Genomic DNA, 18,120 nt, shown 5'->3' with positions numbered 1-18,120 from the left:
TAGTTTATTAGTACTTGGTCGGTAATCTATCTAATATGGGGGTGAAATCGGTGAAATCTCTATCAATTGTTTTTCCAGTGCTTTATCACCCTCTGGCCAAAAATAGTACTGCCAAGCCGCACCATATTGCTGCCTTGCTCAATAGCAATTTTGTAGTCGGACGACATACCCATAGACAGCGTATCAAAGCTCACATCCTTCCGGAAAAAACTTTGTTTTATGCCATCAAAAAGCGTTTTAAGCTCGTAATATTCCTCCTTTATCTGCTTTTCGTTGTCGGTATTGGTGGCAATGCCCATCAATCCGCGAATCCTGATATGTTTCAGTGCAGCGAATTCATCCGAGCGGAGCAGTTCTATCACCTCATCAAAACCGAGGCCGTATTTGGTTTCCTCGTCTGCAATATAAACCTGCAGAAGGCAATCGATTATGCGGTTATTTTTTTCGGCATGCTTTTCAATTTCCTGCAGCAACTTCAAACTATCGACCGATTGTATCATCGTGATAAACGGCGCAATGTATTTTACTTTGTTGCTTTGTAAGTGGCCGATCAGATGCCATTGAATATCTTTAGGTAACTGTTCGTATTTTTCCACCAGTTCCTGCACCATATTTTCGCCGAATATGCGTTGTCCTGTGTTATATGCCTCCAGGATTTCTTCAACAGGCTTAGTTTTGGATACGGCTATAAGGGTTACCTTTAATGCGCCGGTTTCTTTTTTTAAACTGTTGATGTTATCTGCTATGCTCATTTATCCGTAAATTTGCCTCATTATCGGCCGCTAAATTAAAGAATGTACAAATATATTGCCTTGTTTTTTTCGGTATCGCTTTTTTTAATATCCTGTAAAAGCGATAGTACACCCTCAGGAATCATTGAACAAAAAAAGATGATCAGCCTGCTCACTGAAGTTCACCTGGTTGACGGGCGTATGTACAGTGCCTTGCAGAGCCAGGATAGTCTGAATAAATATGGCACCACAAGATACGATGCACTTTTCAAAAGATATCATACAGACTCAGCCACGTTTAAGAAAAGCCTGCGATACTACGCAATGGAACCGGTACAGCTGCAAAAGATGTACGATACCATAGTAACACGGCTGAAAGCGAAATCAGACTCATTAAATAAAGTGCAGCAAAAGACCGATTCGCTCCGAAGACTTAATGATAAAAAACCTAAAATTTCATAATGCTTTACCCGGAAAATAGTACAGACAAGCTTGGGTTTACCGAGGTAAAAGAACTTATAAAAACGCATTGCCTTAGCGATATGGGCCGCCAGATGGTGGACAGAATACAGGTTATGAACAACTTTGACCAGATCAGGAAGTTTCTTAACCAGGCCAATGAGTTTAAAAATATCCTGGTGAATGATGCTCCGTTGCCCATTCATCATTTTTTTGATATTAAATCCCTGGCGAATAAGGCAAAAATTGAAGGCGCTTTTTTGAGCGAGGAGGAATTTTACCAGGTACAGTCGTCCCTGCAAACCGTTTTTGCGGTGATCGGCTATTTTAATGAGCGCGAAGGGCAGTATCCTAACCTGGAAGCGCTTTTTGAGCACCTGCCGATTGAGAAGGCAATCATCAGGAAGATCGATGCCGTTATTGATCAGAAAGGCAAAATACGCCCAAATGCCTCGCGTGAATTACAGGAAATTACTGCCGGCATCGCAAAAGCCGAGCAGGAAGCCCGCAGAAAAATAGATCAGGTATTTAAAAGCGCAACTGCTAATGGGTGGACAGCCGACGGTTCATTAACTGTCCGGGATGGTCGTTTATGTATTCCGTTATTAGCTGAAAATAAACGAAAGCTTAAGGGCTTTATTCATGACGAATCTTCATCAGGCCAAACGGTTTATATAGAGCCGGAAGAAGTCTTCAGCCTGAATAATAAAATCCGCGACCTGGAATTTGAGCGCCGCCGTGAAATTGTAAAAATTTTAACTGCTCTGACAAACGAATTGCGTCCGTATGTACCGCTGCTGCTGTCCTATCACGGCCTGCTTACCAAACTCGACTTTGTGCGGGCAAAGGCACTTTTTGCAATAGACATAGATGGTACGATGCCTGAAGTGGTTAACGAAGCCAAGCTAAGGCTGGTAAACGCCAGGCACCCCTTATTGATGCTCAATTTTAAAAAGGAAAGCAAAATTGTTGTGCCGTTGAATGTGCAGATTGACGAGGGGATCAGGATAGTTGTAGTTTCGGGACCGAATGCCGGCGGTAAATCAGTTTGTATGAAAACCGTGGGCCTGCTGCAGATGATGGTGCAGGCAGGCTTGCTGATTTCCGCGGGAGAAGGCAGTGTGTCAGGGGTATTTAAGCAGCTTTTTGTGGACATCGGCGACGACCAATCTATCGAAAGCGATCTAAGTACATACAGCGCCCATTTGTCTAAAATGAAGAATTTTGTAGAGCAGGCGAATGGCAAAACGCTTATCCTGATTGATGAATTCGGTACAGGAACCGACCCGCAGTTTGGCGGACCGATAGCTGAGGCTGTGTTGGAATCGCTAAACCATAAAAAGGTTCGGGGAATGGTCACCACCCACTACTCGAACCTTAAGATTTTTGCCAGCCATACGGAAGGAATTGAAAATGCATCGATGCTATTCAATAATGTGGAGATGAAACCGCTCTATATCCTTGAGGTAGGCAAACCCGGCAGCTCATACGCGTTTGAAATAGCACAGAAGATCGGTTTACCGCAGAATGTGCTGAACCTGGCAAAAAACAAAGTCAGCGCAGGGCAAAAGAAGGTTGATACTTTATTGGTGGATCTTGAACGTGAGAAGAAAGAACTGTACGATAACAAAGTAAAACTTGAAAAGCAACAGCGCCAGGTAAATAGCCTTTTAGCCGAAAATGAAAAGCTGAAAAGCTACCTTGAAGAAAATAAAAAGAATTTGATCAGGCAGGCGAAAGATGAAGCGAAGAACATCATCATGAATGCTAATAAACTGGTTGAAAACACCATTTCAGAAATCAAGAGCAGTCAGGCCGATAAGGAAACGACGAAAAATTTGCGGGAAAAACTCAATGCTGAGTTGCAGAAAAACACTGTAAAACTGGTGGCAGTTAAACATCCTGTCGCCGAAGAGGAGCTTAAGCCCGGTGACTGGGTAAAACTTACTGACAGTGACACCACCGGTCAAATAATCGAGCTTATTAAGGACAACGTGGTGATTGCTATCGGCGATTTGCGCACTGTTGCTAAGCGGAAGCGTGTTGAAAAAGTGTCCAAATCAGCGGTACCGAAAGAAGTAAGGCGGGCAACTGTCGGAAATACCGGTGATGTTGCTAATTTTAGTCCGGAGATTGATGTCAGGGGGCAACGCACGGAGGATGCACTAAACAATATCGAACGTTTGCTCGACCGCGCCATCATGATGGGCTACGGCAACCTTAAGATAATACACGGCAAAGGCGACGGCATATTGCGCAAGATGATACGCCAATACCTGAAAAAGTATGAACAAGTGGATAGGATGGAAGATGAGCACGCCGACCGTGGAGGCGATGGGATTACTTATGTATATTTGAGATAGAACCTAATTTGTTTCATTGCGGGAAACGAAGCAATCTCATAGCTAAACACAGCGAACATGTACAAGGACATGACAATAGCTACGGGGATTCTTCCTTTCTCCTTACAGCGATCACGATAGTTTTAAATTATGAACTACAAGTATTTTATCTGCATTTTCGGTATAGCTGCATCTTTATCTGCTAACGCCCAAACTACTATCAAATTTAACGATCCGCATATTCATTACATGGGCCGTGTAGCGATGCGCGATAGCGCCGCGGAACTTTCATGGTCGGCTAATGCAGTGAAGGTCAACTTTAGCGGCACGGGCGTAAGCGCAACTTTGAGCGATGAACGATCTGATAACAACTACAATGTTATTGTTGACGACAGCGTGATAAGCGTATTGCACCCTGAGAAAGAAAAAAGAACCTACGTACTGGCTTCAGGATTAAAAAAAGGCAAGCATTCCCTCGAGTTATTCAAACGCACAGAATGGGCAATGGGTAAAACGTGGCTGTACTCCTTTACGCTAGAAAAAGGCAGTAAAATACTGTCTGCGCCGCCTATGCCGAAGCACAAAATAGAATTTTATGGCAACTCCATCACCTGCGGTTACGCAGATATCGATACAACAGGGCAGGACAGGGGAACAAGCCCATATGAAAATGGCTACATCAGCTATGCCGCAATAACTGCAAGACATTATAATGCTGAATTTTACAGCATCTCGAAAAGTGGTATAGGTATCACAGTCAGCTGGTTCCCTTTAATAATGCCTGAAATGTACGACAGGCTCGATGCTACAGACGCCAATAGCAAATGGGATTTCTCAAAATATACCCCCGATGTAGTGGTTATCAACCTTTTTCAGAATGATGCCTGGATAACCAAAATGTCAGACAACGAGCAATTCAAAGCGCGTTTCGGTACTACTCCTCCAACGCCTGAATTCATTATTAATGCATATCAAAACTTTGTTAAAAGCATTCGTGGCAAATATCCTAAGGCAAAAATAGTCTGCATTTTAGGAAGTATGGATGCTACCAGGACGGGCTCACCATGGCCTGTCTACATTAACAAGGCAATTGACGGATTACACGACAAAAATATTTATACGCATTTCATCCCTTATAAAAACACGCCAGGCCATCCGAATGCAAAAGAGCAGCAGGCGATGGCCGACGATTTGATTGCGTTTATGGACGAGAACAAGATAGTGAATTAGTCGATTTTGTTAGTTACTATCTCATCTAGCCTCTGATTAACAGGTCTCTGATAACTAACTAAGTCTCAATGTGCTCGATATCGTCGTCGTTTAGCTTTTCGCCAACCTTTTGCTGATCAGGGACCTCGTTGGGGCCGGGATTATTTATTTGGGGTTCGTTTTCATTATCCACCGTGCCTTCGCGATAGCCGGTTTCCTCATGAGGACGGTCATTCTCACCGTTGCCGCGTTCTGGCGGTTCGGGTTTTGGATTTTCGTTTGTCCAGTGAGCGTATGGCTGGGCCTTGGCATAATCGGGTGCGCCGTCCTGGTCTTTTGTTTTAAAATTACTGTCCTCCGGATGCTCTTCCATTGGCTCGGTGCGGGCAAAGTAGGCATTATTATATCCGGCTGTTCTGGAAGGATTGTTTTTATCGTCTCCGGCCGGAGTATTACTATTCTTACCGAAGCTATGTCCGCCCATAGCCTGACCTTCCTTAACCGGTTTCATATTACTTTCGGCTTTGCCATATAAGTTTCTTTCGAGCTTGCCTTCGTCAAGGTTTTTAGCTCCCTCCACGCGCCACGCATTGGGTTTATTGCTTTTTGTAGCTGAAAGGCCATGCTCGCCGTCCAGGTACGACTGATTAATTGCCATAGGATTGCTAATTGATGTATAACTAATTACGTTTTCGCTGCTATTTTGTTTTAAGTAAAAGTTAAGAAAATAAACAAAAAGTGTGGTTTAGTTAGATTGAAATACTATGCATACATAATATTTAATCGCTAAAAAAGACTACCTTTGCTTTACCAATTATCAACTATGAACAAAACTGTCAGTAGCGCTGATGAAGCCATTCGCGACATACGGGACGGCATGACCCTGATGCTGGGTGGCTTCGGGATGAGCGGCCTGCCCGAAAACTGCATTGCTGCGCTTGTGCGAAAAGGTGTTAAAGATTTAACCTGCATTTCCAACAACGCCGGGGTGGATGATTTCGGCATCGGACTGATGCTGAAACAGCGCCAGGTAAAAAAGATGATCTCGTCATACGTAGGTGAGAACGCCGAGTTTGAACGTCAGCTGTTAAGCGGCGAACTGGAAGTTGAACTAATACCTCAAGGCACACTTGCAACACGCTGTATGGCAGCTGGCTATGGTATGCCGGCAATATTTACACCAGCTGGTATTGGCACAGAAGTAGCCGTAGGAAAGGAAGTGAGAAACTTTAACGGTAAAGATTACCTGATGGAACTGGCATTCGAGGCCCATTTCGCCATCGTAAAAGCGTGGAAAGGAGATACGATGGGCAACCTTATTTACCGCGGAACATCGCGTAATTTCAATGCAGTAATGGCTATGGCCGGAAACGTTACTATCGCTGAGGTTGAGGAATTAGTAGAACCAGGGGAGCTTGACCCTAACTTTATTCATACGCCGGGTATTTACGTGCACAGGATTTTTCAGGGGAAGGATTATGAGAAACGGATAGAACAGCGTACAGTGCGTAAAAAAGTTTAATTTGGAAATTTGACAATGTGCTGATTTGAAGATGAAACCGCGAATAATGGCCTGAATACTTTTGAAAGTATGAGAAATGATAAAGACAACCTAATTGTAAATATAACTTTTGAATTTGCCTTAGAAATTATTGAATTTGTTGAAGAATTGAAAGGTCTGAGAAAATTTGTTTTGGCGAATCAACTATTAAAGTCAGGCACTTCGATAGGCGCTAACGTTAGAGAAGCTCAGAATGCCGAGAGCAAAAATGATTTTATCCATAAATTGAAAATTGCCGCGAAAGAAGCTGACGAGACAGAGTATTTTTTACTTTTATGCAAGCTCTCGAAAACCTATCCTTTCAATGAGGCTTTGATGGAAAAACTAAAATCGATTATCAAAGTTTTGTCTAAAATTATAGCCAGTTCAAAAAGCCAATCTTCAAATTTTCAAATCACCAAATCATCAAATTGAATAATGTTAGATAAAGATGGTATAGCAAAACGAATTGCTAAAGAAATTAAAGACGGCTATTATGTAAATCTTGGCATCGGTATACCTACGCTGGTTGCCAATTATATACCGGCCGGTATGGACGTAGTATTGCAGTCAGAAAATGGCTTGTTGGGTATGGGGCCGTTTCCATATGAGGGCGAAGAAGACCCGGACTTTATTAACGCAGGTAAGCAAACCATAACCATGCTGCCTGGCGCCGCTATATTCGATTCAGCAATGAGCTTCGGCATGATCCGCGCGAAAAAGGTTAATCTTACCATATTAGGCGCCATGGAAGTCTCCGAGAATGGCGATATCGCCAGTTGGAAAATCCCCGGCAAAATGGTAAAGGGTATGGGAGGCGCGATGGACCTGGTAGCTTCTGCAGAGAATATTATCGTGGCCATGCAACATGTAAACAAAGCAGGCGAGTCAAAGTTGTTAACACGCTGTAAACTGCCTTTAACCGGTATCAACTGCGTTAAAAAGATAGTGACTGAACTGGCCGTGCTCGACGTGTTGCCCGAAGGCGGTTTTAAACTGCTGGAAAGGGCGCCAGGGGTAACTATCGAACAGATTAAAAATGCTACTGAAGGGAAGCTGATTATTGAAGGCGAGGTACCGGAGATGGTAATTTAGTCCATAGTAGGTAATGGATGATAGACCCTGGTTTTTGTAACTGCTATGAACTATCGTCTATCGGCTAGAAAAGTTTTTCCCTCAAATCTCTGGAGATCTCTTCTGTTACGCAGATAATGTCTTCAGCTTTATGGGTGTTATTAACTATTACCCTGTCGCATTCATTCTTGTAAGGAAGCAAAAACTCTTTATAAGCCGGCACTACATGGTTTACCCATTTATACATCACATCATCATGCGAATAGCCGCGTTCTATTAAATCACGTTTCAGGCGGCGTTGCAGGGCAATATCGTCATCTGCCTCAATAAATACCTTTAGATCAAGCGTTTCAGATATTTTTTTGAAGTGAAGTATGAATAAGCCCTCAACAATAATAATAGGGGCGGGTTTTATCTCCAGCATTCTTGGAATGGCTTCCGAGTTATTAAAAGTATATTCTTTTTTCGTGATAGCCTTCCACGCCATAAGGCTTTCAATATCGGCTTCAAAATGATCGTGATCGATAGTATCAGGCAGATCGAAATTGTAAAGTTTATTTTCCTCTTTAGTCATATTGCCGGCCACCGGAAAATAATAATCGTCCTGCGATACCAGGCAAACTTCCTCAGGAGAAAAATGTTCCAGGAAACATTTTAGAAAAAAGGTTTTGCCGGAACCGCTTCCCCCGGCAATACCCATTACAAAAGGTCTATTCATTCGGGCTGCCGTAGCTGATGTTTACATGGAAACGTTTGTCCAAAGCGCCTAATGCGTCGGCAACATTTTTGGTCATCACTATAATAACGTCCTTTGTCGATTCATTATCAGTGAAACGTCCCACTACTTTAGCAAAAGTAGTACGGTTAGTCATCGGGTTGGTAATTTTTATTACAGTTCCTATCGGAGCGGTGCGGTGCAACACCAGTTTTTTGTTAGGATCCAGGCTGGGGTCATCAATCCAGGTAGCTGCCCCTTTTTCATCCTTTTCGTAGATGCCAAACTTGTTGGGGTTACTGATATGACGCTCAGCGCTGTCCTTTAAAAATGTGGCTGTTTTTAAATTGGAATCTTGTTTGGCAATCACACGCTGCGTGTCGGCGCCTGCAGCTGCCTGCTGCTGTGTTACCGTTTGTACGGCTTGCTGCACCTGCGCAACGGTTTGTGTATTTACCGTCGGCGTATTAGGGATCAGCAATATCTGTCCCGGCTGTAAGTTGGTAGAAGTAAGCTTATTAAATTTAGTAACCTGGTCTACCGTTGTACCAAAGCGTTTTGCTATAGAATACAAAGTCTCGCCTGCGCCAACTTTATATTGCGTGGGCGGTGTATTATCCTGTTGTACGGTTTGCTGGGGCTGTTGGGCTGGTTGTTGCGGCAGCTGTACATTTACCGCTACCGGAGCTTGTTCCGCCTGTTTGGGTTCGGGTTCTGGCGCCTCTTCAGCCTCCTCTTTATGCTTACGACGCTCAGCGGCCCGTTCTTCTTTAGCCTCGCGTGCTAGCCTGGCTTTTTTCTCTTTCTTGGTTTCGTGCTCCGGAACTTTTGCCTTTTTCGATTCTTTAGCAACAGATTCAGATTTTTCTTTCTTACTTTTTTTGAATGGAATATCTGTAGGAACGTATATTATTTTACCTAATGAAAGCGTCTCTTTTTTCGCGCCGTTAAATTTCATCAACACAGCAGGTTTGATATTGTACCTGTGACCGATTGAATAATAGGTGTCGCCAGCCTTAATTTTAAATACAACCATCTTCTTTCCGTCGTTGTTTTTCACGCCTATGGAATCTTTAACCGATGCTGCAAATGACGACGAAAAAGCGAATAACGAAACAAATAACAATAAGATCTTAAATTTCATAATGAACTATGGGTCAATAATTTATAGGGATAAAACTTTTAGTTCAGTTTTATTTTTTATGTAAATTAAACAGTTTTTATGCAATATAAACGCCTCCGGCTGGATTTTTTGTATAGCGGTATTCAATAAATCTTCATATACCAGGCAGTCTCCGTCAAATACAAATAGTGTTTGCACAAGCGTACCCGCCTTTAGCGCGTGCAAAGATACAATTCTAAAATTATTGTATTCAAGATAATGTACCCAATTTGCGTAAGGGTGAGGTATTGACAAGTCTGATGGGATATCATCAGCAAGTACCTGCCGGGGGATCTGTAGGTGATTTTGAGGTTCAGATTCGATGTATGGTTCGTAAATACGTGTGGCGGCGCCCGTTTTAATGTCGGCCAGAAATAACTTCCGCGGTTGAATCCGGCTGTCGTAAACAACCGGGCCCTTCGCCGTTAGGTGGTCGAAACTGTACGAAAAATTAGTCCACAGCGTTTCACCGTTAAGCGCATTCACCGCCATTAAACCTTTATGAGCCGGGCCGCTTTCTGACTGATAATAGTGGATAAGCAGCACACCATCCCAGGCTGCTTCTATACCTGTAAGCCAGCGTTCAGGAGTAGTCAGGTCATCAAAATAAATTTCACCTGTTTTTAAACCTACGGCACTAAAGGAGACTGACTTATCTTCATTATTCCTGATCTCAGCAAAAAGTATGTCATTGAGCCCATCGATCTCCATACGCCACACAGGGCTCGGGAATTGCTGGCTGATGTGTGGCGAGAGTGTCATAATTGCCTGCAAATATCCGGATAAATACCCGTTTTAGCTATCTTTGAAAACACAATTACCCAATCCTTTATAATAATCATAACACACAAAAACTATGAAAGCAGAAAAAATAAGCCTCGACGAAAAGAAAGAAAAACCTGTTGTTGACCATCTGAACGAATTGCTGGCCAATTATCACATCCACTATCAAAAAGTTCGCGGCTGCCACTGGAATGTAAAAGGAAATAACTTTTTTACGCTCCATCTTAAATTTGAGGAGCTTTATACAGCAGCCCTTACCACCATTGATGAATTGGCCGAAAGGATATTAACGCTTGGTAAGGCGCCTTACAGCACTTTTGCCGATTATATTAAACAATCGGCCATCGAAGAAATAAATACTATCGGCCTGAAAGATACCGCCATGGTAAAAGCTATCGTTGAAGACATGGCTACTTTAATTAAAATGGAGCGTGATCTTTTAGAAATTACCGCTGACGCAGGCGATGATGGCACCAACGACATGATAAACCGCTTTATGCAGTTTAAGGAAAAGAATACCTGGATGCTAAGGTCATTTATTAACGAAGACTAATTGATCTCGGAATTCGGATTTTAAATTTCGGAATTTTAGAAAAAGCCTGGTCGCGAGACGGGCTTTTTCTTTTTTTAAATTTTAATCTTAAAATCCTCTAATCCTGCAAATCTTAGTTTAAATTTGGCCTCTTTATAAAATATAGACATCTAATCAAAATAAATTAATATGAGCAAAGGGGTTGTAAGTAAGGAAGAAGATTACTCGCAATGGTATAACGACCTGGTTATTAAAGCGGATATGGCCGAATACTCGCCGGTTAAAGGTTGTATGATCATCAAACCTTACGGTTATTCTATATGGGAAAAAATGCAGTCTGTACTCGACGGCATGTTTAAGGAAACCGGGCACGTAAATGCCTATTTTCCCATGATGATACCGAAATCTTTTTTCTCGAAAGAAGCGAGCCACGTTGATGGTTTTGCCAAGGAATGTGCAGTGGTAACACATTATCGCTTGAAAAATGATGGTACAGGCAACATAATTGTGGATGAGGATGCCAAACTGGAAGAAGAACTGATTTTGCGCCCGACATCTGAAACCATCATCTGGAACACCTACAAAGGTTGGATACAGAGTTACCGCGACCTGCCTATACTGGTTAACCAATGGGCGAACGTGGTGCGTTGGGAAATGCGTACCCGCATGTTTCTGCGTACTTCGGAGTTTTTATGGCAGGAAGGCCATACCGCCCATGCTACAGCGGAAGAGGCTATTGCCGAAACCGAACAAATGCTTAATGTGTACGCCGACTTTGTAGAAAACTGGCTGGCATTGCCGGTAGTTCGTGGGCGCAAAACTCCTAACGAGCGTTTTGCCGGAGCGCTGGATACCTATTGCATTGAGGCATTGATGCAGGACGGCAAAGCTTTGCAGGCAGGCACTTCGCACTTTTTAGGACAGAATTTCGCAAAAGCGTTCGATGTAAAATTTACGAATAAAGAAAATAAACTGGATTACGTTTGGGCTACCTCCTGGGGTGTATCAACCCGTTTAATAGGCGCGCTGATAATGGCACACAGCGATGACGCTGGTTTGGTATTGCCCCCAAAGCTGGCCCCTACGCAAGTGGTCGTTGTGCCTATTTATAAGCACCAGGAAGAACTGGACAATATTTCCGCGTATGTTGCCGAACTTTCAAAAGAACTGAAAGCGAAAGGCATAAGGGTTAAATTTGATAACCGGGATACGCATCGCCCGGGGGCAAAGTTTGCCGAGTATGAGCTGAAGGGTGTGCCCCTGCGCGTAGCCATTGGCAGCCGTGATATGCAGAATGGTACGGTTGAGCTGGCCCGCCGCGACACCAAGACTAAAGAGACTGTTAACCAGGATGGTTTAGCTTCGCAAATAGGAGGTTTGCTGGAGGATATACAGCAGAACATTTTCCAAAAAGCGTTAAACTTCCGCGCTGAAAATACGACTGAGGTTGACGACTATGATGAGTTTAAACGTTTGCTGGATGAAAAACCAGGTTTCCTTTCAGCGCATTGGGACGGTACCCCTGAAACAGAGCAACGGATAAAAGACGAGACGAAGGCGACGATACGTTGTATCCCGTTGAATAATAAACAGGAGGAGGGGAAGTGTATTTTGACTGGGAAGCCAAGTACCCAGAGGGTATTGTTTGCAAGAGCATATTGACCGATTTTATTATTGCGGGCGAGGAACGAGCGCGGCAACCTCTTCACTATGTTTTGTCTGTTATGCATGATGACGAGGTTGCTTCGTTCCTCGCAATGACAAAGTTTGAGAGAATCTACAGGCGCGATCAGATATTGAAATGAATACTTCGATGTAATTTTTCTACTATGATCTATGAACCATTAACTATGAACCAATATGAAATTTGCAACTAAGGCTATCCACGCAGGTCAGGAACCTGACCCAACAACCGGCGCAGTGATGACGCCGATATACCAGACATCTACCTACTGGCAAAAATCGCCGGGGGCTAATAAAGGGTATGAGTACTCGCGTGGCACAAATCCTACCCGTAAGGCTCTGGAGAATTGCCTGGCAGCTTTGGAGAATGCACAATTCGGTTTAGCATTTAGCAGCGGAATGGGCGCAACTGACGCTGTGATGAAGCTGCTAAAGCCCGGTGATGAAGTAATTACGGGCAACGATTTATACGGCGGCTCATATCGCATTTTTACAAAGATATTCAGCAATTATGGAATCAAGTTTCATTTCCTGGATTTATCTAATCCGGAAATAGTGCGCGAATACTCAAATGCCAATACCAAATTAATCTGGATAGAAACGCCGACCAATCCGACTATGCAGGTAGTTGATATAGAGGCGATTGGTAAGATTGCTAAGGATATCAAAGCGCTGTTTGTGGTCGACAATACCTTTGCTTCGCCATATCTGCAGAATCCGATAGATATGGGTGCTGATATTGTAATGCATTCGGTTACCAAATACATTGGTGGCCATAGTGATGTGGTAATGGGAGCACTGATGATGAACGATGAAGACCTTTATAAGCGCTTATGGTTTATCTACAACGCCTGCGGTGCTACACCGGGGCCTATGGATAGCTTCCTGGTACTGCGCGGTATAAAAACGCTTCACCTGCGTATGAAAGCGCATTGCGAAAACGGCCGCAAAGTTGCCGAATTCCTGAAAACACACCCAAGAGTGGAGAAAATATACTGGCCGGGTTTTGAAGATCATCCTAACCATGCCATTGCCAAAAAACAAATGCGCGACTTCGGCGGCATGATCTCTATCGTTTTAAAAGATGCTGATTTGCAGGAGACCTTCCGTATAGCTTCAAACTTTAAAGTATTTGCGTTAGCAGAATCGTTAGGAGGAGTGGAGTCGCTGATTAATCACCCGGTAAGCATGACACACGGCTCGATACCGAAGGCTGAACGCGACAAAGCAGGTGTAGTGGACAACCTGCTGCGATTAAGCGTAGGGGTGGAGGATGCGGACGATTTGCTGGAGGATTTGAAACAGGCTTTAAATTAAAAGTTGCAGTAAGTAGTGGCGGTAGCAGTTATTGATTGTTCAACTGCTACTCTTTGCTGCCACGGCTGCTGATATGGAAATACAAGATATTAAAGCCTTTCTTGACAGTAAGGCAACCCAATACAACCGCCCTGATTTTATTAAGAACGACCCTATTTCCATTCCGCACCTGTTTACCAAAAAGCAGGATATCGAAATCATGGGCTTTTGGGCGGCTGTACTGGCCTGGGGACAACGTGTTACCATTATTAATAAGTGTAAAGAATTGATCAGCCTGATGGATGGCGCTCCTTATGATTTCATCATGAATCACGAGGAGCCCGATCTTAAAAAATTGCTGAAATTCAAGCATCGCACTTTCAACGATATCGATACGTTGTATTTTATTGCGTTTTTCAGGTATCATTATCAGCGCCACAATACACTGGAAGATGCTTTTATTCCCGCTAATGGCGGCTATTCCCCCTTTAGGGGATTAGGGGGCTTTCGGGACTATTTCTTCTCTCTGCCTGACTACCCACATCGCACCAAAAAACATATCTCATCGCCTTCGCAAAAATCAACCTGCAAACGGCTGAATATGTTTTTACGCTGGATGGTACGCAAGGACGATTGTGGTGTGGATTTTGGTATCTGGAATAAGATCAGTCCGTCTGAACTAATTATGCCCTGCGACCTGCACGTCGACCGGGTTGCGCGTAAGCTGAAACTCATCACCCGCAAACAAACCGACTGGCAAACTGCTGTTGAACTAACCGAACGCCTGCGTGAATTTGATCCGAATGACCCTGTGAAATATGATTTTGCGTTGTTTGGGCTGGGGATAGAGGAGAAGTTTTAAAAACAAAATTTAAAAAAACGAATTATTTGTCTAATTTTGTTGAATTAAAACTTAGACAAAATGAATTACTCTATATCTGACCTGGAGCAGCTTTCCGGCGTGTCTGTACATAACATCCGCATCTGGGAGCGGCGTTATGGTGCACTTACGCCGTCAAGGACATCAGGAAATGTCAGATTTTACGATGATGATCAGTTAAAGCGGTTGCTAAGCATTGCAGGGCTTTATCATGCTGGTCATAAGATCTCCAAAGCCTGTAGTTTGAGTGCCGAAGATATGGGTAAGCTTCTGCGCGAAGAAGTAAGCAGTACCTTGCCAACCGAGAACAGGTATAGTTATTTCATTTCCCAGATCATCAGTAACGCACTTGTTTTCAATGAAAATGGCGTCAATCAACTTATCACAAAATCTTTTGAACAGAGCGGCGTTACTGATACCTACAAGCATGTGATCTACCCGATGCTGGTAAGAGTGGGCTTAATGTGGCTAACTGAAAAGCTTTGCCCCGCACAGGAGCATTTCCTGTCGTCGATCATCAGACAAAAGCTATTTGTAGCAATTGATAGTATCCAGAGTAAAGAATCAACAGCTAAATCGAAATGGCTTTTGTTTTTACCGGAAGACGAAGATCACGATATTGGGCTTCTGTTAGCGAATTACCTGTTACGGTCGGCGGGTCATCAGGTTACCTACCTCGGCCCTAAAGTGCCCTTATCTGCAGTGGATAACACCGTGGCCGCGACCGGGCCGCAAAACCTGATGTTTTTTATGACACGGTTAAGACCGGTTGATGACGCGCAGTTATACCTTAACCGGCTAACAGCCTCATTCCCTGACCATATAATTTATTTCTCCGGTAATAGAAAAGTCCTCAGCAGTGTAAAATGTGCTGAAAATATACATTGGCTGGAAAGCCTGCCAGATTTCGAAAAACTAATCGGGGAATCGTTATGACGCGGCAAGAGCAAAAAAATATAACGGTAATTGGCGCGGGGTTTTCCGGTTTGAGTGCGGCGGCGTATCTGGCCAAATCAGGACACAACGTGAGCGTCTTTGAGAAAAATGCTGAAATTGGCGGCCGCGCCCGGCAAATCCATACCGACGATGGCTATGTTTTCGACATGGGGCCCAGCTGGTATTGGATGCCGGACGTCTTCGAACGTTTTTTTGCTGACTTCGGATGCAAGTCAACTGATTTTTACAGGCTCACAAAATTAGATCCTCAATACGCCATCATATTCGGAAAGGAGGATGTCATGGTCATTCCGTCAGATCTTGCAGCTATCGAAGAACTTTTTGAAAGTTTAGAGGCGGGGTCTGCGGAGAAGTTGCGCCTGTTTTTAAGGGAGGCCGGTTATAAATACCAGGTCGGTATTGATAGACTCGTCTATAAGCCGGGCAGGTCTCTGCTGGAATTTGCTGATGCAGAACTCATCCGCGGAATCTTCCGGCTACAGGTGTTTACTTCGCTCAGCAAGCATGTTCAGGCTCATTTTAAGCATCCGCAGCTAAGGGCGTTAATGGAGTTTCCGGCGTTATTTCTTGGCGCCGTGGCTGAAGATACGCCTGCACTTTACAGCCTGATGAATTATGCCGGACTGGCCCTTGGGACATGGTATCCTCAGGGAGGATTCGGGAAAGTTACGGCGGCCATGAAATCCGTTGCAGAAAAAGCAGGCGCCAAGTTCTATCCCAGTGAAGCTGTTAAAGGCTTCGAGACCCATCATAAGTTCATAAGTAAAGTGATTACCGAACGCGGAAACTACGAAACTGATGGAGTAATTGGCTCGGCTGACTATCATCATATCGACCAGCAATTACTTCCAGCCCAGCTTCGCAATTACGATCCGGGTTACTGGAAGAACCGGACTATGGCCCCTTCTGCTCTGATTTTTTATATAGGTGTAAAACGTAAGATTGAGCGCCTCATTCATCACAACCTGTTTTTTGATGAATCAATTGAAGTACATGCTGATGAAATCTATAAAAACCCGCAGTGGCCGTCAAAACCTTTATTCTACGTGTGTTGCCCATCAAAGACCGACGATAGTATCGCGCCCGCGGGTCACGAAAATATCTTTATCCTGATGCCCCTTGCAACGGGTATGAGAGACAGTGACGCATTACGGGAGATCTACTTTGAAAAAATTATGACGAGACTGGAAGCTTATTGCGGCGAAGCGTTTAGGGGGGATATTGATTATCTGCGAAGTTATTGTGTATCAGATTTTATAGCAGACTACAATTCTTTTGGAGGCAATGCCTATGGTTTAGCCAATACACTGCGCCAAACAGCGATATTGAAGCCTTCCATACGAAACAAACACCTCAGTAATTTATTTTTTGCGGGCCATTTAACCGTACCGGGCCCCGGTGTTCCGCCGGCTATCATATCGGGCAACGTTGCGGCAGCTCAACTTTTAAACTACCTGAAAAATTAGTGCATGAAAGAAAAATTCGACCGCCTGTCCGCAGAATGCAGTAAACTGACAACCCGTCGTTACAGTACCAGCTTTTCGCTGGGGATCAGTTTTCTGGATAAGGAATTGCACGATCCTATTTATGCTATTTACGGATTTGTAAGGTTGGCGGACGAAATAGTAGATAGTTTCCACGATTACAATAAAAGGCAATTGCTGGAGCAATTTAAGATGGACTGTTTTGAGGCCATTGATAAAGGCATCAGCCTGAATCCCATTCTAAATGCCTTTCAGGAGACTGTCAGGAAATATCAGATCGACCATCAATTGATCAGTCAATTCCTGCGTAGTATGGAAATGGACCTGGACGACCAGGATTATGACCAGCAAAAATACGAAGAATATATACTGGGGTCAGCCGAAGTTGTCGGTTTGATGTGTTTGTATGTTTTTACCGGTGGCGATAAAAGCCGTTATGAGGCTTTGCGGCCAAAGGCTATGCGCCTGGGGGCCGCCTTTCAGAAGATTAATTTTTTAAGAGACATCGGTGCTGATTACCTGCAGCTGAACCGGACTTACTTTCCGGAAATAGACCTGGCAAACTTTACAGAAAGCGACAAGAAAAGGATAGAAGAGGATATCGAAAAAGATTTTAAAGCCGCTCTGGAAGGAATACGCGAGCTACCACGGTCGTCCAGGCGCGGCGTTTACCTGGCCTATCAGTATTATCGCGAGTTGTTTGAAAAAATTCAGCTCTCCCGTGCTTGCGCGGTGTTCTCCAAACGGTTCAGGGTGTCCAACGGGCGCAAGTTACTGCTCCTTTTTGATACTTTATTAAAACATAAATTGGGCTGGATATGAAGACTTTAGCTATTATGATCTTATTTAGCATAAATGCGGCAGCAGCTAACTATGATATAGTGGCCGTGAGAACAGCATATGCGGCTGCCGCCAGGCATAGGTCCGGCCTTGCTTGTTTCAGGCAAATTCTTGCTACAGCGCCGGAGAATCCGGTGATTACCTGCTACCGTGGCGCCGCAGAGATGATGGAGGCCAGGTATGCTGTCAATCCAATAAGAAAATTATCTGCGTTTAATAAAGGTAAACAGATGATTGAAACCGGCATTGCTGCAGATTCAAACAATGTGGAGTGCCGGTTTATTCGCTACGGCATTCAGCGAAATCTGCCGGCTATGCTCAGTTACAATCATCAGCTAAGAACTGATAGCACCATGATTGTACAGCGACTTGATACCATCGAAGACCAGGACTTGAAAAAACGGATTTTAAACTTTATGAAGCAAAATTGACA

Annotated in this window: 19 protein-coding genes; 14 read left to right on the top strand and 5 right to left on the bottom strand. The window is 43.9% G+C overall.

All coding sequences use genetic code 11. The annotated features are described in order from the left end of the window. Positions 1 to 62: 62 nt before the first annotated feature. Positions 63 to 752, bottom strand: a complete 690-nt coding sequence (locus Q3W13_RS13045; RefSeq protein ID WP_302864493.1) for a YggS family pyridoxal phosphate-dependent enzyme — start codon at positions 750 to 752, stop codon at positions 63 to 65. 42 nt (positions 753 to 794) lie between these two features. Here Q3W13_RS13045 and Q3W13_RS13040 point away from each other — a divergent pair, with 42 nt between their 5' ends. The 3 genes from Q3W13_RS13040 (at position 795) to Q3W13_RS13030 (ending at position 4,762) form a co-directional block, all read left to right on the top strand. After that, positions 795 to 1,193, top strand: a complete 399-nt coding sequence (locus Q3W13_RS13040) for a DUF4296 domain-containing protein (RefSeq protein ID WP_302864492.1) — start codon at positions 795 to 797, stop codon at positions 1,191 to 1,193. Next, the gene (locus tag Q3W13_RS13035) at positions 1,193 to 3,553 is read left to right on the top strand and encodes an endonuclease MutS2 (RefSeq protein WP_302864491.1); all 2,361 of its coding nucleotides are present in this window, start codon (positions 1,193 to 1,195) and stop codon (positions 3,551 to 3,553) included. Before Q3W13_RS13040 ends, Q3W13_RS13035 begins: the two co-directional genes overlap by 1 nt. A 129-nt stretch (positions 3,554 to 3,682) precedes the next feature. Next, on the top strand, positions 3,683 to 4,762 hold the full coding sequence (locus tag Q3W13_RS13030; protein WP_302864490.1) for an SGNH/GDSL hydrolase family protein: 1,080 nt from the start codon (positions 3,683 to 3,685) through the stop codon (positions 4,760 to 4,762). Between the two features lie 58 nt (positions 4,763 to 4,820). On the opposite strand, the gene Q3W13_RS13025 is transcribed toward Q3W13_RS13030, so the two are convergent. Beyond that, a complete protein-coding gene (locus Q3W13_RS13025; RefSeq protein WP_302864489.1) occupies positions 4,821 to 5,399 on the bottom strand; it encodes a hypothetical protein in 579 nt (192 codons plus the stop codon). A gap of 165 nt (positions 5,400 to 5,564) precedes the next feature. Here Q3W13_RS13025 and Q3W13_RS13020 point away from each other — a divergent pair, with 165 nt between their 5' ends. From Q3W13_RS13020 to Q3W13_RS13010, 3 genes are all read left to right on the top strand, one after another. Beyond that, positions 5,565 to 6,263 carry a CoA transferase subunit A gene (locus Q3W13_RS13020; protein WP_302864488.1) on the top strand — a complete coding sequence of 233 codons (699 nt, stop codon included), beginning with the start codon at positions 5,565 to 5,567 and terminating at the stop codon, positions 6,261 to 6,263. 69 nt (positions 6,264 to 6,332) lie between these two features. Then, positions 6,333 to 6,716, top strand: coding sequence for a four helix bundle protein (locus Q3W13_RS13015; protein WP_302864485.1), 384 nt, complete (start codon positions 6,333 to 6,335; stop codon positions 6,714 to 6,716). Between the two features lie 3 nt (positions 6,717 to 6,719). Next, a complete protein-coding gene (locus Q3W13_RS13010; protein WP_302864483.1) occupies positions 6,720 to 7,376 on the top strand; it encodes a 3-oxoacid CoA-transferase subunit B in 657 nt (218 codons plus the stop codon). Positions 7,377 to 7,440: 64 nt separating this feature from the next. Here the strand turns inward: Q3W13_RS13010 and Q3W13_RS13005 are convergent, their stop codons facing one another. The 3 genes from Q3W13_RS13005 to Q3W13_RS12995 are packed head-to-tail and all read right to left on the bottom strand — an operon-like array spanning position 7,441 to position 9,994. Then, on the bottom strand, positions 7,441 to 8,073 hold the full coding sequence (locus Q3W13_RS13005; protein ID WP_302864481.1) for a uridine kinase: 633 nt from the start codon (positions 8,071 to 8,073) through the stop codon (positions 7,441 to 7,443). Beyond that, the gene (locus tag Q3W13_RS13000) at positions 8,066 to 9,214 is read right to left on the bottom strand and encodes a LysM peptidoglycan-binding domain-containing protein (RefSeq protein WP_302864479.1); all 1,149 of its coding nucleotides are present in this window, start codon (positions 9,212 to 9,214) and stop codon (positions 8,066 to 8,068) included. The genes Q3W13_RS13005 and Q3W13_RS13000 overlap by 8 nt, the downstream gene beginning before the upstream one ends. 21 nt (positions 9,215 to 9,235) lie before the next feature. Then, positions 9,236 to 9,994, bottom strand: coding sequence for a DUF4905 domain-containing protein (locus Q3W13_RS12995; RefSeq protein WP_302864478.1), 759 nt, complete (start codon positions 9,992 to 9,994; stop codon positions 9,236 to 9,238). Positions 9,995 to 10,088: 94 nt separating this feature from the next. Here Q3W13_RS12995 and Q3W13_RS12990 point away from each other — a divergent pair, with 94 nt between their 5' ends. The 8 genes from Q3W13_RS12990 to Q3W13_RS12955 all read left to right on the top strand — a co-directional run bounded on the left by Q3W13_RS12990 (position 10,089) and on the right by Q3W13_RS12955 (position 18,118). Next, on the top strand, positions 10,089 to 10,568 hold the full coding sequence (locus tag Q3W13_RS12990) for a Dps family protein (protein ID WP_302864476.1): 480 nt from the start codon (positions 10,089 to 10,091) through the stop codon (positions 10,566 to 10,568). A 168-nt stretch (positions 10,569 to 10,736) separates the two neighbouring features. After that, the gene (gene proS, locus Q3W13_RS12985; protein ID WP_302864474.1) at positions 10,737 to 12,209 is read left to right on the top strand and encodes a proline--tRNA ligase; all 1,473 of its coding nucleotides are present in this window, start codon (positions 10,737 to 10,739) and stop codon (positions 12,207 to 12,209) included. A gap of 198 nt (positions 12,210 to 12,407) precedes the next feature. Further along, a complete protein-coding gene (locus Q3W13_RS12980; protein ID WP_302864472.1) occupies positions 12,408 to 13,547 on the top strand; it encodes a cystathionine gamma-synthase in 1,140 nt (379 codons plus the stop codon). 73 nt (positions 13,548 to 13,620) lie between these two features. Continuing rightward, positions 13,621 to 14,388 carry a TIGR02757 family protein gene (locus Q3W13_RS12975; RefSeq protein WP_302864469.1) on the top strand — a complete coding sequence of 256 codons (768 nt, stop codon included), beginning with the start codon at positions 13,621 to 13,623 and terminating at the stop codon, positions 14,386 to 14,388. A 60-nt stretch (positions 14,389 to 14,448) separates the two neighbouring features. Continuing rightward, the gene (locus tag Q3W13_RS12970; protein WP_302864468.1) at positions 14,449 to 15,342 is read left to right on the top strand and encodes a MerR family transcriptional regulator; all 894 of its coding nucleotides are present in this window, start codon (positions 14,449 to 14,451) and stop codon (positions 15,340 to 15,342) included. Next, positions 15,339 to 16,829: an NAD(P)/FAD-dependent oxidoreductase gene (locus Q3W13_RS12965; protein WP_302864467.1), complete on the top strand. Its 1,491-nt coding sequence runs from the start codon at positions 15,339 to 15,341 to the stop codon at positions 16,827 to 16,829. The genes Q3W13_RS12970 and Q3W13_RS12965 overlap by 4 nt, the downstream gene beginning before the upstream one ends. A gap of 3 nt (positions 16,830 to 16,832) precedes the next feature. Beyond that, complete coding sequence (locus Q3W13_RS12960; protein ID WP_302864465.1) at positions 16,833 to 17,669, top strand: phytoene/squalene synthase family protein; 837 nt, start codon at positions 16,833 to 16,835, stop codon at positions 17,667 to 17,669. Next, positions 17,666 to 18,118, top strand: a complete 453-nt coding sequence (locus tag Q3W13_RS12955) for a hypothetical protein (RefSeq protein ID WP_302864463.1) — start codon at positions 17,666 to 17,668, stop codon at positions 18,116 to 18,118. Before Q3W13_RS12960 ends, Q3W13_RS12955 begins: the two co-directional genes overlap by 4 nt. The last annotated feature ends 2 nt before the right edge of the window (positions 18,119 to 18,120 follow it).

It is taken from the genome of Mucilaginibacter sp. L3T2-6 (assembly GCF_030519355.1).
Classification (GTDB): Bacteria; Bacteroidota; Bacteroidia; order Sphingobacteriales; family Sphingobacteriaceae; genus Mucilaginibacter.
Note: the sequence above shows the minus strand (reverse complement) of the source record. Positions and strands in the feature narration are given on the sequence as shown.

Coding starts and splice junctions, on each gene's coding strand:
- Q3W13_RS13045 (WP_302864493.1), bottom strand. CDS start 752: ATGAGCATAGCAGATAACATCAACAGTTTAAAAAAAGAAACCGGCGCA.
- Q3W13_RS13040 (WP_302864492.1), top strand. CDS start 795: ATGTACAAATATATTGCCTTGTTTTTTTCGGTATCGCTTTTTTTAATA.
- Q3W13_RS13035 (WP_302864491.1), top strand. CDS start 1,193: ATGCTTTACCCGGAAAATAGTACAGACAAGCTTGGGTTTACCGAGGTA.
- Q3W13_RS13030 (WP_302864490.1), top strand. CDS start 3,683: ATGAACTACAAGTATTTTATCTGCATTTTCGGTATAGCTGCATCTTTA.
- Q3W13_RS13025 (WP_302864489.1), bottom strand. CDS start 5,399: ATGGCAATTAATCAGTCGTACCTGGACGGCGAGCATGGCCTTTCAGCT.
- Q3W13_RS13020 (WP_302864488.1), top strand. CDS start 5,565: ATGAACAAAACTGTCAGTAGCGCTGATGAAGCCATTCGCGACATACGG.
- Q3W13_RS13015 (WP_302864485.1), top strand. CDS start 6,333: ATGAGAAATGATAAAGACAACCTAATTGTAAATATAACTTTTGAATTT.
- Q3W13_RS13010 (WP_302864483.1), top strand. CDS start 6,720: ATGTTAGATAAAGATGGTATAGCAAAACGAATTGCTAAAGAAATTAAA.
- Q3W13_RS13005 (WP_302864481.1), bottom strand. CDS start 8,073: ATGAATAGACCTTTTGTAATGGGTATTGCCGGGGGAAGCGGTTCCGGC.
- Q3W13_RS13000 (WP_302864479.1), bottom strand. CDS start 9,214: ATGAAATTTAAGATCTTATTGTTATTTGTTTCGTTATTCGCTTTTTCG.
- Q3W13_RS12995 (WP_302864478.1), bottom strand. CDS start 9,994: ATGACACTCTCGCCACACATCAGCCAGCAATTCCCGAGCCCTGTGTGG.
- Q3W13_RS12990 (WP_302864476.1), top strand. CDS start 10,089: ATGAAAGCAGAAAAAATAAGCCTCGACGAAAAGAAAGAAAAACCTGTT.
- proS (WP_302864474.1), top strand. CDS start 10,737: ATGAGCAAAGGGGTTGTAAGTAAGGAAGAAGATTACTCGCAATGGTAT.
- Q3W13_RS12980 (WP_302864472.1), top strand. CDS start 12,408: ATGAAATTTGCAACTAAGGCTATCCACGCAGGTCAGGAACCTGACCCA.
- Q3W13_RS12975 (WP_302864469.1), top strand. CDS start 13,621: ATGGAAATACAAGATATTAAAGCCTTTCTTGACAGTAAGGCAACCCAA.
- Q3W13_RS12970 (WP_302864468.1), top strand. CDS start 14,449: ATGAATTACTCTATATCTGACCTGGAGCAGCTTTCCGGCGTGTCTGTA.
- Q3W13_RS12965 (WP_302864467.1), top strand. CDS start 15,339: ATGACGCGGCAAGAGCAAAAAAATATAACGGTAATTGGCGCGGGGTTT.
- Q3W13_RS12960 (WP_302864465.1), top strand. CDS start 16,833: ATGAAAGAAAAATTCGACCGCCTGTCCGCAGAATGCAGTAAACTGACA.
- Q3W13_RS12955 (WP_302864463.1), top strand. CDS start 17,666: ATGAAGACTTTAGCTATTATGATCTTATTTAGCATAAATGCGGCAGCA.